This is a genomic window from Xanthobacter autotrophicus (assembly GCF_005871085.1).
In the GTDB taxonomy this organism is placed as follows: Bacteria; Pseudomonadota; Alphaproteobacteria; order Rhizobiales; family Xanthobacteraceae; genus Xanthobacter; species Xanthobacter autotrophicus.
This window is the reverse complement of the sequence record NZ_VAUP01000007.1, coordinates 105739-120834: the sequence shown is the minus strand read 5'-3', so window position 1 is coordinate 120834 and position 15096 is coordinate 105739. Positions and strand designations below refer to the sequence as shown.

Genomic DNA, 15096 nt, shown 5'->3' with positions numbered 1-15096 from the left:
TCGCGCCGCCCGTCTCCGCAAGGATCTTCGTGATCGCCGCAGTCAGCGACGTCTTGCCATGATCCACGTGACCGATCGTGCCGATGTTGCAGTGCGGCTTCGAGCGGTTGAACTTCTCTTTGGCCATTGGACTCTCCGTTGGGTCTCTCTGGCGAACCTGAAGGGTGAAACTCGTGAGGCTCAGACCGACGCCGTCAGGCGTACTTGGCCTGGACCTCCTGGGCGACGTTCGACGGCACCTGCTCGTAGTGGTCGAACTGCATGGTGAAGGTGGCACGACCCTGACTGAACGAGCGCAGGGTGTTCACGTAGCCGAACATGTTGGCGAGAGGCACCATCGCGTTGACCACGTTGGCGTTGCCGCGCATGTCCTGGCCCTGGATCTGGCCACGGCGGGAGTTGAGATCGCCGATGACGGAGCCGGTGTAGTCCTCCGGCGTCACCACCTCGACCTTCATGATGGGCTCGAGCAGGACCGGGCTGCCCTTCTGGAGGGCCTCACGGAACGCCGCGCGAGACGCGATCTCGAACGCCAGGGCGGACGAGTCCACTTCGTGGAAGGCGCCGTCGATGAGCTGCACCTTCACGTCCACCACCGGGAAGCCCGCCAGCACGCCGGCGCCAAGCACGCTCTCGAGGCCCTTCTGGACGCCCGGGATGTACTCCTTCGGCACCGCGCCGCCGACGATGGCGCTCTCAAAGGCAAAGCCCTTGCCCACCTCGTTCGGCTCCACGATGAACTTCACCCGCGCGAACTGGCCGGTACCACCGGTCTGCTTCTTGTGGGTGTAGTCCACCTCGTACTTCTTCGTGATGGTCTCACGATAGGCCACCTGGGGGGCGCCGATGTTGGCATCCACCTTGTAGGTGCGCTTCAGGATGTCGACCTTGATGTCGAGGTGCAGTTCGCCCATCCCCTTGAGGATGGTCTGGCCGCTCTCGAAATCCGTGGACACGCGGAAGGACGGATCCTCGGCGGCCAGCTTGGAGAGGGCGATGCCCAGCTTCTCCTGGTCGGCCTTGGACTTCGGCTCGATGGCGATCTCGATGACCGGCTCCGGGAATTCCATCTTCTCCAGGATCACGGCCTTGGCGGGATCGCACAGCGTGTCACCGGTGCGCACATCCTTGAGGCCGGCGAGGGCGACGATGTCACCCGCATAGGCTTCCTTGATGTCTTCCCGGTTGTTGGCGTGCATCAGCAGCATCCGCCCGACGCGCTCACGCTTGTCGCGGGTGGAGTTGAGCAGGCCCATGCCGGTTTCCATCTTGCCGGCATAGACCCGGCAGAAGGTGATGGTGCCGACGAAGGGATCGTCCATGATCTTGAACGCGAGAACCGCGGTGGGCTCCTCGTCCGAAGGCAGGCGAACCGTGTCTTCCTCGGTCTTGAAGTCGATACCCTTGATGGCGCCGCGATCGATGGGGGACGGCAGGAAGTCCACCACCGCGTCGAGCAGGGGCTGAACACCCTTGTTCTTGAAGGCAGAGCCGCAGAACACGGGGTTGAACTTGCGCCCGATCACCGCCTTGCGGATCAGCGACTTGAGGGTCGCCACATCCGGCTCGACGCCGTCCAGGTAAGCGGTCATGGCGTCGTCGTCGAGCTCGACGGCGGCTTCCACCAGCTTGTTGCGGTATTCGGCAGCCTTGTCGGCGAGATCCGCGGGGATCTCCTCGTCATGATACTTGGCGCCGAGGGCTTCATCTTCCCACACGACCGCCTTCATGCGGACGAGGTCGATGATGCCCTTGAAATTGTTCTCGGAACCGATCGGCAGCTGGCAGCACACGGGGTTGCCGGCCACGCGGTCGATGATCATCTCGACGCAGCGGTAGAAGTCGGCGCCGATCTTGTCCATCTTGTTGACGAACACGATGCGCGGCACGTTGTACTTGTCCGCCTGGCGCCACACGGTCTCGGTCTGCGGCTCGACGCCCTGGTTGCCGTCCAGCACGCACACGGCGCCGTCGAGCACGCGGAGCGAGCGCTCCACCTCGATGGTGAAATCCACGTGCCCGGGGGTGTCGATGATGTTCAGGCGCTTGCCTGCCCAGATCGCAGTCGTCGCGGCCGACGTGATGGTAATGCCGCGCTCCTGTTCCTGGGTCATCCAATCCATGGTGGCAGCGCCATCATGGACTTCACCGATCTTGTGGCTCTTGCCGGTGTAATAGAGGATCCGCTCCGTGGTCGTGGTCTTGCCGGCATCGATGTGCGCCATGATGCCGAAGTTGCGGTAGTCCTCGATCGCGTGAGTGCGGGGCATGGAAGTCGTCCTCTCCGATCACCAGCGATAATGCGAGAAGGCGCGGTTGGCTTCCGCCATCCGGTGCGTATCTTCGCGCTTCTTCACGGCAGCGCCGCGATTGTTGGCAGCATCGAGCAGCTCGGCGGACAGACGCTCCACCATGGTCTTCTCGTTGCGGGCGCGGGCCGAGGCGATGAGCCAGCGGATCGCCAGGGTCTGGCGACGCTCGTTCCGCACTTCGACGGGCACCTGGTAGGTGGCACCACCCACGCGGCGGGAGCGAACTTCCACCGCGGGAGCCACATTCTCGAGGGCCTGGATGAACACATCCACCGGATCGTGCTTGGCCTTGGTCTCGACCACGTCGAGAGCGCCATAGACGATGCCTTCAGCCACCGACTTCTTGCCATCACGCATCACGGAATTCATGAAGCGGGACAGAGTGGTGGATCCATACTTGGGATCCGGAATGACTTCGCGGCGCTCGGCCTTGTGACGACGGGACATCGTTCAGTTCCTCAACCTAGCCGGATCACTTGGGCCGCTTCGCGCCGTACTTCGAACGGCGCTGCTTGCGGTTCTTGACGCCCTGGGTGTCCAGCACGCCGCGCAGGATGTGGTAACGCACACCAGGAAGATCCTTCACGCGGCCGCCGCGGATCATCACCACGGAGTGCTCCTGAAGGTTATGGCCTTCACCGGGAATGTAGCCGATCACTTCGTAGCTGTTGGTGAGCCGCACCTTGGCGACCTTACGCAGAGCCGAGTTCGGCTTCTTCGGGGTCGTCGTGTAGACGCGGGTGCAAACGCCGCGCTTCTGGGGGCTCGCCTGAAGCGCCGGCGCCTTGTCGCGCGCCTTCTGCGCTTCGCGCGGCTTACGGATCAGCTGGTTGATCGTCGGCATGTACGCCTTCGCCTCGTCCTGATCTGCGGCCTGGGGCCGCATTCTTCATTCGACGACCGTTTTCAGGGGCCGCCACGACTGACCCCGTAGGGGGCCTCAAATTCCGCTCGCACCAACGAACACGAAAGGCGCCGTCCACGGCCCAAATGGGTGCGGACACGCCTTTCTCGCGACAGAGGATCACAGCGCGCAATTCCCTTGACGGGACGCCGCCGCGATCATGCACCTGAAGTTATCGCAGTGCTGTTCCTGGCAGCGTTTCGGCTCTTGGGATCGTCTCACTTCAGGCCGGGAAGCCTTGGAAGATGAGAAACCGATCACTCAGACGCCGACCGCCTGCCGCGAAGTGGGCTGCTTCTAGCTGCAGAGTCGCTAAACGTCAAGGGCCAGCGGGGCTCCGGCCCGGAAAAACCGCCCGTCGGCGTCACCGTCCAGGCGATGGCCTGATCGCTAGCGATCCCCGACACCGTCGGCAAAACTCTTTAGAAACAACACTCTTTCAGCGGTCATACGATTATAGCAGTCGGCCGCCATGGGGCGGGCCATGGTGCCGCCCTCATAAAACACATCATAGAATGCGCAGGTTGTTTTGCGGGTTTCGATCCAGGAGCGCTCCGATTCCCTCAGCTGCCGCGCAGACTTCGCGGGGAGATCGGCGAGCACCTTTTTGTAATAGGTGTTCAGCCGCACGTCCCACGCCTTCAGTTCTCCGTCGTAGCAGCCCACCTGAGCCGAGGTCGACATGTCCCCGCTGCCGAGGCACGCATCGGCGACGATCCCGATGCAGCTGCGTCGGTCTCCCTTGTCGTCCTCGGTCCGCGCGAGGCAGGCAGCGATGATGGCATCCGCGCCACTTCCCGCCCACGCCGGGAGGGCCGTCGCCATGAACCCGCTCACCACGGACCCGGCGGCCAACAGCAGCGCTGGCAGAAATTGGTATCGCGCCTTCATCCGCCACTCCCGCGCTCGACCGTCTTGGAGAGGCGCCGCCCTGGGGGCCGAGGGCCCGGAGGGCGGCAGCCTTCATCAGCCGAGCAGGGCGGCGACGCCGTCGCGCTCTTCGAGCAGCTCGTTCAGGGTCTTGTCGAACATGGACTTGGAAAAATCGTCCATGGGCAGGCCCTTCACGACCTCGTACGCGCCGCCGCTGCACACTGCAGGGACGCCGAACACGATGCCCTCGGGCACGCCATAGGAGCCGTCGGACGCCACGCCCATGGAGACCCACTTGCCATCGGTGCCATGGATCCAGTCATGCATGTGGTCCACGGCGGCATTGGCGGCCGAGGCGGCCGACGACAGGCCACGGGCCTCGATGATGGCGGCGCCGCGCTTGCCCACCTTGGGAAGCAGCGTCTCGCGATACCAGGTCTCGTCGTTGATGAGCTCCGGCAGCGGCTTGCCGTTCGCGGTGGCGAAGCGGTAGTCGGCATACATGGTCGGGGAGTGGTTGCCCCACACCGCTACCTTCTCGATGTCCGCCGTGGCGATGCCGGCCTTGGCCGCGAACTGCGACAGGGCGCGGTTGTGGTCGAGGCGGAGCATGGCGGTGATGTTCTTCGCCGGCAGGTCCGGGGCGCTCTTGGCGGTGATGTAGGCGTTGGTGTTGGCCGGATTGCCCACCACCAACACCTTCACGTCGCGCTTGGCCACCTCGTTCAGCGCCTTGCCCTGGACCTTGAAGATCTCGGCGTTGGCGGAGAGCAGGTCGGCGCGCTCCATGCCCTTCGAGCGCGGACGGGCGCCGACGAGCACCGCAGCGTCGATGTCCTTGAACGCCACCTTGGGGTCATCGGTGATGACGACGCCGGCAAGGTTCGGGAACGCGCAGTCCTCAAGCTCCATCACGACGCCGCCGACGGCGGCCTGCGCCTGCGGCAGGTCCAGAAGCTGGAGGATGACCGGCTGGTCCTTGCCGTACATGTCGCCGTTGGCGATGCGGAAAAGCAGCGAATAGCAAATCTGACCGGCGGCGCCCGTGACAGCGACGCGAACGGCGGGTTTGGTCATGAGAAGAAGCCCTTATGCCTTAGGTCGAGCCCCGAAGGCTCGGGCGCGCAATCTATGCCGCAGCGCCGCGGAAGGAAAGGCGCTGCGCGGAGCCGATTCGGGGCATGTCGTGGGACCTTGGTCTTAGGCCGGCTGCGGACCATGAGCGCCACCTCCCGCACCGTGCGGCGGGCTCAGGCCTTGGGAAATCTCGCCGCCTTCAGGAAAACGGCCCGTTCCTGCAAGTGGTCGCCGCCAACGTCCTCACAGCACGATCACGTGGTTGGCGAGTTCGTTGCGATCCCCGGGACGGCGCGGCAGCGGGCCTGACAGCAATTCTCCCGCCTTCTCCACCCCGCAGACCAGCCCATCCGCCAGGCTCCCCTGCCGCGCACGGGAGGCGACGGCATCGCAGATGTCCTGCCAGGCGCCGTGGCCGAGGGGGGTGTGGACGCCCTCGTCCGCCACCACCTCCACCAGCCGCTCGCGGGCGGCGGCATAGATGAGGATGCCGGTGCGACCCGCCGTCTGGGGAATGCCATAGGCCAGGAAGGTCTCGATCGCGGCGCTGCGGGCGGCTGCCTTAAGGGCAAGGCGCGGGATCACCCGATGGACGACGCCCGGCAGCATGAGGACCGACGCCAACACCACGAACAGCACCGCCTGCACGGCAAGAAGCTCCAGTGCCGGCATGGGCCTTAGCAAGCCAATGAACCAGGGCAGCACCAGCGCCGCGAGCGAGGCCCACAGGACTGAGAAGAAGGGATGCTGCACCAGCGGCGCACGAGCGACCACCACGCGGATCTCAGCGGAGGTCCGGGTCTCGGCGGCAGCGACCGCCTCGGCGATGCGCGCCAGCGCCGCCTCCGAAAGCCCGGAGACGCTGGTGTCGGAGGACGACAAATCCCGTTCGGCGGCGCTCATGGCGTGTTCCCTTCCATCGGCGGCTTTGCCGCTCGTGCTGAACGGGCGCCCCAGCCATGGCCGGACTGCCCTACCTTTATACCATAACAGCAACCGACCTCACCAACCGCCGGACGCACCACCCCCGCCGGAGGAGCCGCCTCCCCCCGACCAACCTCCGCCCCCGCCAGATCCGCCGCCCGAGCCGGAGCCCCAGTCCCAGGTTGCGATGGGTCCCGCCGCCCAGCCGCCACGTCGGCCGCGAGATGCCACACCACCGCGCGGGCCGCCGCCGCCCCGCGTCACCCGCCAGATGACGAAGCCCCAGAAGGCGATCATGGCGATGAGGAAGATGACGTTGTCCACCTCCTCCTCGGTCCAGCCGGACTGTTCCAGCGCCTTGGCGCGGGCACGGGCCTCGTCGGGATCGAGATTGAGGATTTCAAGGATGGCGTCGGTGCCCTTCACGATGCCGCCGGCCATGTCTCCGGCCTTGAAGGCGGGAACGATGGCGTTGCGGATGATGGTGGAGGCCACCGCGTCGGTCAGGATGCCTTCAAGTCCATAGCCCACCTCGATGCGCACCTTGCGATCGGTGGGGGCGACGAGGAGGAGCACGCCGTTGTTCTTCTTCGCCTGGCCGATCTGCCAGAAGCGGAACAGGCGGTTGGCGTAATCCTCCACCGAGGTGCCCTGGAGCGAGGGCACGGTGGCCACCACCACCTGGTCGGTGGCCTTGGCCTCCTGCACCGCCAGCTTGGCGTCCAGCCCCGCCACGGTTCCGGCGTCCAGCACGCGGGCGGCATCCACCACACGGCCGGTGAGTGGCGGAAATGTCAGCTCCGCCCGCGCCGACGCGCCGAAAAGAAGCACCAGGGCGAAAACAGCCGGCGTCAATGACCGGAGGGAATTGGACAGGCGGAGCATGGCCGCCTCCCTCAGGTTCAGTTGAACTTCACCTTGGGCACCTGCATCTGCTGCTCGGAGATGGTGAAGGTCTCCATGGGCCGGTAGCCGCGATAGAAGGTGGAGGCCCACAGCAGGCCGGGGAAGGTCTTCAGCTCGGTATTATAGATCCGCACCGCCTCGATATAATCGCGCCGGGCCACGGCGATGCGGTTCTCCGTGCCCTCGATCTGCGATTGCAGGGCGAGAAAGTTCTGGTTGGACTTCAGGTCCGGATAGGCCTCCGACACAGCGATCAACCGGCCGAGCGCGCTGGAGAGGCCCGCCTGCGCATCCTGGAACTGCTTGAACTGGGCCGGATCAGTGATGGTGGAAGCGTCGACCCGGATCGAGGTGGCCTTGGCGCGCGCCTCGATGACTGAGGTCAGCACGTCCTTCTCCTGGGCGGCATAGCCCTTCACCGTTTCCACCAGATTTGGAATGAGGTCGGAGCGGCGCTGATACTGGTTCATCACCTCACTCCAGGCGGCCTTGGCCCGCTCTTCCTCGGTGGGGATCACGTTGATCCCGCAGCCGGCCAGTACCAGCCCGGCGAGCACGGCGAAGAGCGGCGCCCGCAGCCGGGCGAAATGCTGGAGTGCGGTGGACTTGAGCGCGGTGATCATGTGGCCCCTCCCCTGTCTTGGCGCGCTTATAACACGGCGCAGCTCGGGAAAGGTCCCTGGGAGCATCCCTCAGGCTGACGCCCCCGGGAAGCCTCCCCTCTCACCCGATGCCTCACCTGCGATCTCACTTCGGAGACTTCACTTCGGGGAATTCATTGGGGGGACCTCACTTTGGGGGATTTCACTTGGGGGACCTCACTTGGGGGATTTCACTTGGAACCGAGATAGCCCGGCAGGTCCTGGGCCTCGTCGAGGCGGGAGAGCTTCACCGCCAGCTTTTCCGCCAGCTCGATGTCGCTCTGGAGCAGCCGCGTGGTCATGAAGGAGCGGTAATAGTTGCCCCACATGAATTCCTGGAACGGGGTGTCCAGGTTCGTGTAGGCATCGCCGCGGACCCCTCGGGCGAGCGTGCGCCACGGGTTGTCTGTAAGCTCGCTGATGTGCCCGGGGATCTTGACGCATGGCCGCCGGTTGCCGTCCACGTCGATGGGCCAGCACAGGCCCTGCGCTTCCATGCGATGCCAGAAGGTCGGCAGATCAAGATCGGACCAGTCCGCATCCTCCCGGGGCCTGCCCACCAGCACCGTGTCGTGGCCGGCGAGCAGCAGAGCGCGGCACAAATGGTGATGGTCGGTCATATAGAGGCGCTTCTTCGGCCCGATCACATAGGGCACCGCCTTCTTCTCGAGCTGCGCCCGGAGCGCGCTCCGCGAGAGGCCGGCCATCTGCTGCGCCCGGCGCTTCACCTCGTCCATGCCAAGGTTGAGCTGGGTGGGGTGCAGGGCGTCTATGGCGACCTCCCTGAGGTCGTCTGGATTCGCGTCCGTCATGGCGTCACCTCGCGCGGAAGCCGGCTTGCGCCGGACCAGCGGCGGCGCGTTTCCCGAAGTCATAGCATGGCCGTAAACAAACGCGGCGGCACCCCGTCCGGAATGCCGCCGCGCCGGTGCTGAAGCCAGACCGGTATCAGCCGGGCGAGATCATGTTCTCCGGACGCACGACAGCGTCGAACTCCTCGTTGGTCACATAGCCGCCGCCGACGGCTTCCTCGCGCAGGGTGGTGCCATTCTTGTGGGCGGTCTTGGCGATTTTGGCGGCGTTGTCGTAGCCGATCTTCGGGGCCAGCGCGGTGACCAGCATGAGCGAGCGCTCCAGCGCCGCCTTGATGTTGTCCTCGCGGGCCTCGATGCCAACGACGCAGTTCTCGGTGAAGCTGACCGCCGCATCCGCCATCAGCCGTACCGACTGGAGGAAGTTGTAGGCCATCACCGGGTTGTAGACGTTCAGCTCGAAGTGTCCCTGGCTGCCGGCGAAGCTGAGCGCGGCATTGTTGCCGAAGATCTGCACGCAGACCTGTGTCAGCGCCTCGCACTGGGTGGGGTTCACCTTGCCCGGCATGATGGACGAGCCGGGCTCGTTCTCCGGCAGCGACAGCTCGCCGAGGCCCGAGCGCGGGCCCGAGCCGAGCAGGCGGATGTCGTTGGCGATCTTGAACAGCGAGGCCGCCACCGTGTTGATGGCGCCGTGCGAGAACACCATCGCGTCGTGGGCGGCCAGCGCCTCGAACTTGTTGGGCGCCGAGGTGAAGGGCAGGCCGGTGATGGAGGCGATCTTGTCCGCCACCGCCTCGGCAAAACCAACCGGCGCGTTGAGGCCAGTACCCACCGCAGTACCGCCCTGCGCCAGCTGCATCAGCGCCGGGAGGGTCAGCTCGATGCGCTTGATGCCGTTTTCCACCTGCTGGGTGTAGCCGGAGAATTCCTGGCCCAGCGTGAGCGGGGTGGCGTCCTGGGTGTGGGTGCGGCCGATCTTGATGACCTTCGCCCACTGCTGCGACTTGTCGTTGAGAGCGTTGCGCAGCTGCTGGAGGGCCGGCAGCAGGCGATGGACGATCTCCTCCGCGCAGGCGATGTGCATGGCGGTGGGATAGGTGTCGTTGGACGACTGGCTCATATTCACGTGATCGTTGGGATGCACGGGCTTCTTGGAGCCCATTTCCCCGCCGAGCATCTCGATGGCCCGGTTCGAGATCACTTCATTGGCGTTCATGTTGGACTGGGTGCCCGAACCGGTCTGCCAGACGGCGAGGGGGAAATGGGCATCAAGCTTGCCCTCGATCACCTCCTGCGCGGCGACGACGATGGCGTCGGCAAGCTTGGGATCGAGCCGGCCGAGGTCGCGATTTACTTCGGCGGCGGCCCGCTTGACGATGCCGAGGGCACGGACGACCGGAAGCGGCTGCTTTTCCCAGCCGATCTTGAAATTCCCAAGCGAGCGCTGCGCCTGCGCACCCCAATAGCGGTCGGACTGAACTTCAATGGGACCGAACGTATCGGTCTCGATGCGGGTGCTCATCGCCTTAGCCTTTCAATGGTCACGCGGCGGCGGGCTCATAGCACAGCTGACGGCCCTCGGGGGAGCTAGACCTCTAGGCTAAAATAATTCCAAGGCGGTAGCCGGCGGATGTTACCTCTCCAACAATTCGCCATATCCTTAGGTTGCCTTGAGGTATTAGTATCTCATTGGGCTCGTGGGCCTGACGCGGTGCGCCGGCCGTATAAGATCACCGGCCGCCGGGTGCGGAGGAAACCGGCGACAAGGTGAGAAAAGCGTTGGGCGACGTGGTCAATCTTCACCGGGCGCGCAAGGCGCGGGTCCGTCAGGTGGCGCAGACGGCAGCCGATGAGAACCGTATCCGATTCGGACGGACCAAGGCCGATCGTCAAAGGCTGGCAGACGAGCTTGAGCGGCAGCGACGCCACCTTGAAGGCCACGCCCTGACCGAGAGGGAAGAACATGAAAAGCCCCGTGGTTAAAAGATCCATCGTCATCGCCGGCCACAAAACCAGCGTCAGCCTTGAAGACGCCTTCTGGGAGGCGTTGAAGGAGATTGCCAGCGGCCGCCGGCTCACCCTGTCCGACCTCGTGGCAACCATCGATTCCGCGCGCACGCAGGGCAACCTGTCGTCCGCCATCCGCCTCTTCGTCCTCGACTACTATCGCGGCGTTGCAACGGCGGCCCGGAGTCAGGCCCTGGGGGATCGCATTCCAGCGGTCAGTCCTCCCGTTGCGTAAAGCGCGGCTCGACCTTATCTGCGAACGAGGCTGACCGCGCGTCGCGTTGAAAGGCGACGCGCGGTTTCCTATAACCGCCCAACCCGATGGGGTGGCCTCAGGTGCTGGTTTTCGCCGGCGCCCGGCCTGCCTTCTCGGATGGGTCCGCCTGTCGGACCAGATCCGTGCGGCATGCCGCACGGATCCGGCGGAGGCTCGCAGCGACGCGTGTGCCGATGGCGGCACCGCTCACGGGAGACGACGGATGTCGTGGAAGAATCAAAGTGGCGGCCCATGGGGTAATGGGCCGCGGGGTCCCTGGGGATCGGGGCCCTCTTCATCAGGACCGACGCCGCCAGATCTCGAAGACTTGATCCGCCGCAGCCAGGACCGGCTGCGCACCATGATCCCCGGCTCCTTCGGCGCCAAGGGCATCGCTGTCATCATCGCGCTGATCGTGTTCGGCTGGCTCATGTCCGGCTGGTATCGCGTGCAGCCCGACGAGCAGGGCGTGGTGCTCCAGTTCGGCCGCTATGTGGGCACGACCCAGCCCGGCCTGAACTACCACTGGCCCTATCCCATCCAGTCGGTGCTGACCCCCAAGGTGACCTTCGTCAACCGCATCGACATCGGCATGCAGGTGAGCGAGGACGCGCGCCGCGGCTCCCCCGTGATGCGTGACGTGCCGGCGGAAAGCCTCATGCTCACCGGCGACGAGAACATCGTGGACGTGGACTTCGCCGTGTTCTGGGTCATCTCCAATGCCCAGGACTATCTGTTTAACGTCCAGAACCCCGAAGGCACCATCAAGGCGGTGGCCGAAAGCGCGATGCGCGAGGTCATCGGCCGCACCAATATCCAGCCCATCCTCACCGGCGCCCGGCAGAACATCGAGACCGGCGTGCAGGAGCTGATGCAGCAGGTGCTGAACAGCTACAAGGCCGGCGTCCAGATCACCCAGGTGCAGATGCAGAAGGTTGACCCGCCCAGCCAGGTCATCGACGCCTTCCGCGACGTGCAGGCCGCCCGCGCCGACGCCGAGCGCTCCCAGAACGAGGCGCAGACCTACGCCAACCGGGTCCTCCCCGAGGCGCGCGGCGAGGCCTCCCGCATCGAGAACGCCGCCCAGGGCTATCGCGAGCGCACCGTTGTGGAAGCCCGCGGTCAGGCGGCGCGCTTCCTGAAGATCTATGACGAGTACCAGAAGGCGAAGGTGGTGACGCGCGAGCGTATGTACCTTGAAACCATGGAACGCGTGCTCGGAGGCGTGGACAAGGTGCTGGTGGATTCCGGCGCCGCGCGTCAGGGGGCAGGAGGAACGTCAACCGGAGGGTCAGGCGGCGTCGTGCCCGTCCTGCCGCTCAATGACCTCCTCCGCCGCCCGTCGGCCACCCCCGCCCAGCCCCAGGGAGCCACGCGATGAGAAATCCGATCATCGGCGGCGTTCTCGCCATTCTCGGCGTCGTCGCCCTCGTCCTCATCTATTCCGCCGCCTTCGTCGTCCACCAGACGCAGCAGGCCCTGGTGCTAAGGCTCGGTGACCCGCTCGCGCCCGTCACCACGCCGGGACTGCACTGGAAGGTGCCGTTCATCGACAGCGTCGTCTATCTCGACAACCGCATCCTCGACCTGGAAAATCCGTCGCAGGAAGTCATTGCCGCCGACCAGAAGCGCTTGGTGGTGGATGCCTTCGCCCGCTATCGGATCACCAATCCGCTGCGCTTCTACCAGTCGGTGGGCACGGTGCAGGGCGCCAACTCTCGCCTGTCCACGGTGCTCAACTCGGCGCTGCGGCGCGTGCTGGGCGAGAACAGCTTCATCAGCGTCGTGCGCGACGGTCGTGAAGGCCTGATGCACCAGATCGCCGAGCAGGTGAACCGCGAGGCCTCGAACTTCGGCATCACCGTGGTGGATGTGCGCATCCGCCGCGCCGACCTGCCGGAAGCCAACAGCCAGGCGGTGTTCCAGCGCATGCAGACGGAGCGCCAGCGGGAGGCGGCCGAAATCCGCGCCCAGGGCAACGAGGCCGCCCAGCGGCTGCGCGCCCGCGCCGACCGCGAGGTGACCATCGTGGTCGCCGAGGCCAACTCCAAGGGCGAGCAGGTACGCGGTGAAGGTGATGCGGAGCGCAACCGCATCTTCGCCGACGCGTTCGGGCGCGATCCGGACTTCTTCTCCTTCTACCGGTCCATGCAGGCCTATGAAGCGAGCATCAAGCCCAGCGACACCCGCATGCTGTTGAGCCCGGATTCGCGCTTCTTCCGCTATTTCCAAGACCCTGTGAGCGCAGTGACCCCCGCTGCGCCCACCACCGGCAACTGACAAAAGGGCCGAGTTCGGCATGAAGGATCTGATTGCCGCGCTGGGCCTCATGCTCGCCATCGAGGGCCTGTGCCTTGCCGCCTTCCCGGCGGCATGGCGCAGGGCCATGGAGGCGGCGCTCCACGCCCCGGAGACTCCCATGCGCCTCGCGGGGCTGGGCGTCGGCGCCCTCGGCGTGCTGTTGGTCTTCCTCATCCGCACTTTTTGAGGGCGAGGGACAACCGGCAGCACCCCCGCCGGCATGGTCGTCGAAGCCCAGCTTCAGACCGACAGGAAGTCCGGCCCATGAGCCTTTCGCCAAGCAGACCGCCCCGTTCGCCCGTAAGCCGGCGGACGGGGCGGTCGCGTTTTGGCCGCATTGCGCCCGCACCGATTCATCTGTGATCAGGGCCCGATCCGACCGCATGCCGGTGGCGTCGGGTCTCCAGCTGGTCTTGAATGCGGGGACGGCCCTGCGCCGGGAGACCGGCCAGGACGGGTCGCCTCCGGTGTGGCCGACGCCGGATCGTGACCGCCCGGGGCTTGCGCCCGCGCGGCGGCCGGTTCAGCCTCAAGGAACGACCGCCGCGTCGAGGAGAGACATGCCCCAACCGCTTCGTTCCTCAGCTCCCGCCGCCCGCCTGCCCGCTTTTGTCCTGGCAGCCGCCCTCGCGCTCCTCACCGCGACCTTCTCGACCCTCAGCCCGGTCCCCCTCCTCGCCGCGCCCGGCAAGGGGCCGGACACGGTAGCGGACGTGGCCGAGCGGGTCATGGACGCGGTGGTGAACATCTCCACCTCGCAGAACGTGGCGGCGTCGCGCTCGGTGCCCCAGCCGCAACTGCCGCCGGGCTCGCCGTTCGAGGATTTCTTCGACGAATTCTTCAAGCGGCGGCAGGACGACGGCGGCGAACAGCGCTCGCGACGCGTCTCCTCCCTCGGCTCGGGCTTCGTTATTGATCCCTCCGGACTCATCGTGACCAACAATCACGTCATCGCTGATGCCGACGAGATCTTCGCCAATTTCAATGACGGCTCGAAGCTGAAGGCCGAGCTGATCGGTCGCGACACCAAGACCGACCTGGCCTTGCTGCGGGTGAAGCCCGACAAGCCGTTGGTTTCGGTGAAGTTCGGCGACAGCGAGAAGCTGCGGGTGGGCGACTGGGTGATGGCCATCGGCAACCCGTTCGGCCTCGGCGGCACGCTCACGGTGGGCGTGGTCTCCGCCCGCAACCGCGACATCAATTCCGGCCCCTACGACAATTTCATCCAGACCGACGCCGCCATCAACCGCGGCAATTCGGGCGGTCCGCTGTTCAACATGGAAGGCGAGGTGATCGGCATCAACACCGCCATCATCTCCCCCTCGGGCGGTTCCATCGGCATCGGCTTCGCGGTTCCGGCCGCCACCGCCAAGCCGGTGCTGGCCCAACTGGAACAGTTCAAGGAAGTGCGGCGCGGCTGGATCGGGGTGCGCATCCAGCCGGTCACCGACGACATCGCCGAGAGCCTCGGCCTCGGCAAGCCGCGCGGTGCGCTTATCGGCGTGGTCTCGGAGAACAGCCCGGCGGCCAAGGGCGGCATCAAGGCTGGTGACGTGATCGTGAAGTTTAACGGCCGCGACATCAAGGAGGTGCGCGATTTGACCCGCACCGTGGCCGACACCATGGCCGACACCGAGGTGGACGTGGTGGTCGTGCGCAAAGGCAAGGAAGAGACCTTGCGCCTCAAGGTCGCCCGCATGCCCGAGGACGACAAGCCGGAGACCGCCAAGCCCGCCGCCGAATCCCAAAAGGTGGCGCCCCGGAAGGCGCTCGGCATCGAGCTGTCGGCCATGAGCGACGAGCTGCGCAAGCGCTATTCCATCAAGAGCGAGATCAACGGCGTGGTCATCACCGGCGTCGATGCCTCCACCCCCGCCGCCAACAAGGGCATCAAGGCGGGCCAGGTCATCGTCCAGGTGGGCCAGGAGGCGGTGGTAAGCCCCGCCGACGTGGAGAAGCAGGTGGACGCCCTTCGCAAGCAGGGCAAGCGCTCCGCCCTGCTCCTCGTCTCCGACGGCGAGGGCAAGCAGGAGTTCGTCACCATTCCGCTGAACTGAGGGCCACTGAACTGAGCTGATGC

At 65.7% G+C, this 15096-nt stretch carries 17 protein-coding genes; 6 read left to right on the top strand and 11 right to left on the bottom strand.

The annotated features are described in order from the left end of the window. The 11 genes from FBQ73_RS03080 to fumC form a co-directional block, all read right to left on the bottom strand. Positions 1-127, bottom strand: a 127-nt coding sequence (locus tag FBQ73_RS03080) for a GTP-binding protein (protein ID WP_246089533.1), incomplete at its 3' end; no start/stop codon positions are given. Between the two features lie 67 nt (positions 128-194). Continuing rightward, the gene (gene fusA, locus FBQ73_RS03075; protein ID WP_138398050.1) at positions 195-2270 is read right to left on the bottom strand and encodes an elongation factor G; all 2076 of its coding nucleotides are present in this window, start codon (positions 2268-2270) and stop codon (positions 195-197) included. Positions 2271-2288: 18 nt separating this feature from the next. After that, complete coding sequence (gene rpsG, locus FBQ73_RS03070; RefSeq protein ID WP_012113698.1) at positions 2289-2759, bottom strand: 30S ribosomal protein S7; 471 nt, start codon at positions 2757-2759, stop codon at positions 2289-2291. Between the two features lie 25 nt (positions 2760-2784). Further along, positions 2785-3156, bottom strand: coding sequence for a 30S ribosomal protein S12 (rpsL, locus tag FBQ73_RS03065; protein ID WP_012113697.1), 372 nt, complete (start codon positions 3154-3156; stop codon positions 2785-2787). A gap of 450 nt (positions 3157-3606) precedes the next feature. After that, positions 3607-4107, bottom strand: a complete 501-nt coding sequence (locus FBQ73_RS03060; protein WP_138398049.1) for a lysozyme inhibitor LprI family protein — start codon at positions 4105-4107, stop codon at positions 3607-3609. Positions 4108-4182: 75 nt separating this feature from the next. Continuing rightward, positions 4183-5166: a malate dehydrogenase gene (locus FBQ73_RS03055; RefSeq protein ID WP_138398048.1), complete on the bottom strand. Its 984-nt coding sequence runs from the start codon at positions 5164-5166 to the stop codon at positions 4183-4185. Positions 5167-5409: 243 nt separating this feature from the next. Next, positions 5410-6069, bottom strand: a complete 660-nt coding sequence (locus FBQ73_RS03050) for a TPM domain-containing protein (RefSeq protein ID WP_138398047.1) — start codon at positions 6067-6069, stop codon at positions 5410-5412. A 99-nt stretch (positions 6070-6168) separates the two neighbouring features. Further along, entirely contained in the window at positions 6169-6975 is an 807-nt protein-coding gene (locus FBQ73_RS03045) for a TPM domain-containing protein (RefSeq protein ID WP_138398046.1), read from the bottom strand. 17 nt (positions 6976-6992) lie between these two features. Then, positions 6993-7619, bottom strand: coding sequence for a LemA family protein (locus tag FBQ73_RS03040; protein ID WP_138398045.1), 627 nt, complete (start codon positions 7617-7619; stop codon positions 6993-6995). Positions 7620-7828: 209 nt separating this feature from the next. Next, on the bottom strand, positions 7829-8449 hold the full coding sequence (locus FBQ73_RS03035) for a ParB-like protein (RefSeq protein ID WP_170218726.1): 621 nt from the start codon (positions 8447-8449) through the stop codon (positions 7829-7831). A gap of 136 nt (positions 8450-8585) precedes the next feature. Next, positions 8586-9974, bottom strand: a complete 1389-nt coding sequence (gene fumC, locus FBQ73_RS03030) for a class II fumarate hydratase (protein WP_138398043.1) — start codon at positions 9972-9974, stop codon at positions 8586-8588. A gap of 245 nt (positions 9975-10219) precedes the next feature. Between fumC and FBQ73_RS03025 the strand changes: the two genes are divergently transcribed. The 6 genes from FBQ73_RS03025 (at position 10220) to FBQ73_RS03000 (ending at position 15073) form a co-directional block, all read left to right on the top strand. Then, entirely contained in the window at positions 10220-10435 is a 216-nt protein-coding gene (locus FBQ73_RS03025) for a DUF4169 family protein (protein WP_342780521.1), read from the top strand. Beyond that, positions 10416-10694, top strand: coding sequence for a ribbon-helix-helix domain-containing protein (locus tag FBQ73_RS03020; RefSeq protein ID WP_138398041.1), 279 nt, complete (start codon positions 10416-10418; stop codon positions 10692-10694). Before FBQ73_RS03025 ends, FBQ73_RS03020 begins: the two co-directional genes overlap by 20 nt. A gap of 244 nt (positions 10695-10938) precedes the next feature. After that, complete coding sequence (gene hflK / locus FBQ73_RS03015) at positions 10939-12096, top strand: FtsH protease activity modulator HflK (protein WP_138398040.1); 1158 nt, start codon at positions 10939-10941, stop codon at positions 12094-12096. After that, positions 12093-12995 (top strand): protease modulator HflC, encoded by a 903-nt coding sequence (gene hflC, locus FBQ73_RS03010; protein WP_138398039.1) that lies wholly within the window; start codon positions 12093-12095, stop codon positions 12993-12995. The genes hflK and hflC overlap by 4 nt, the downstream gene beginning before the upstream one ends. A 19-nt stretch (positions 12996-13014) precedes the next feature. Next, positions 13015-13203, top strand: a complete 189-nt coding sequence (locus tag FBQ73_RS03005; protein WP_138398038.1) for a DUF2065 domain-containing protein — start codon at positions 13015-13017, stop codon at positions 13201-13203. A 373-nt stretch (positions 13204-13576) separates the two neighbouring features. Beyond that, positions 13577-15073 (top strand): DegQ family serine endoprotease, encoded by a 1497-nt coding sequence (locus FBQ73_RS03000; protein WP_138398037.1) that lies wholly within the window; start codon positions 13577-13579, stop codon positions 15071-15073. The last annotated feature ends 23 nt before the right edge of the window (positions 15074-15096 follow it).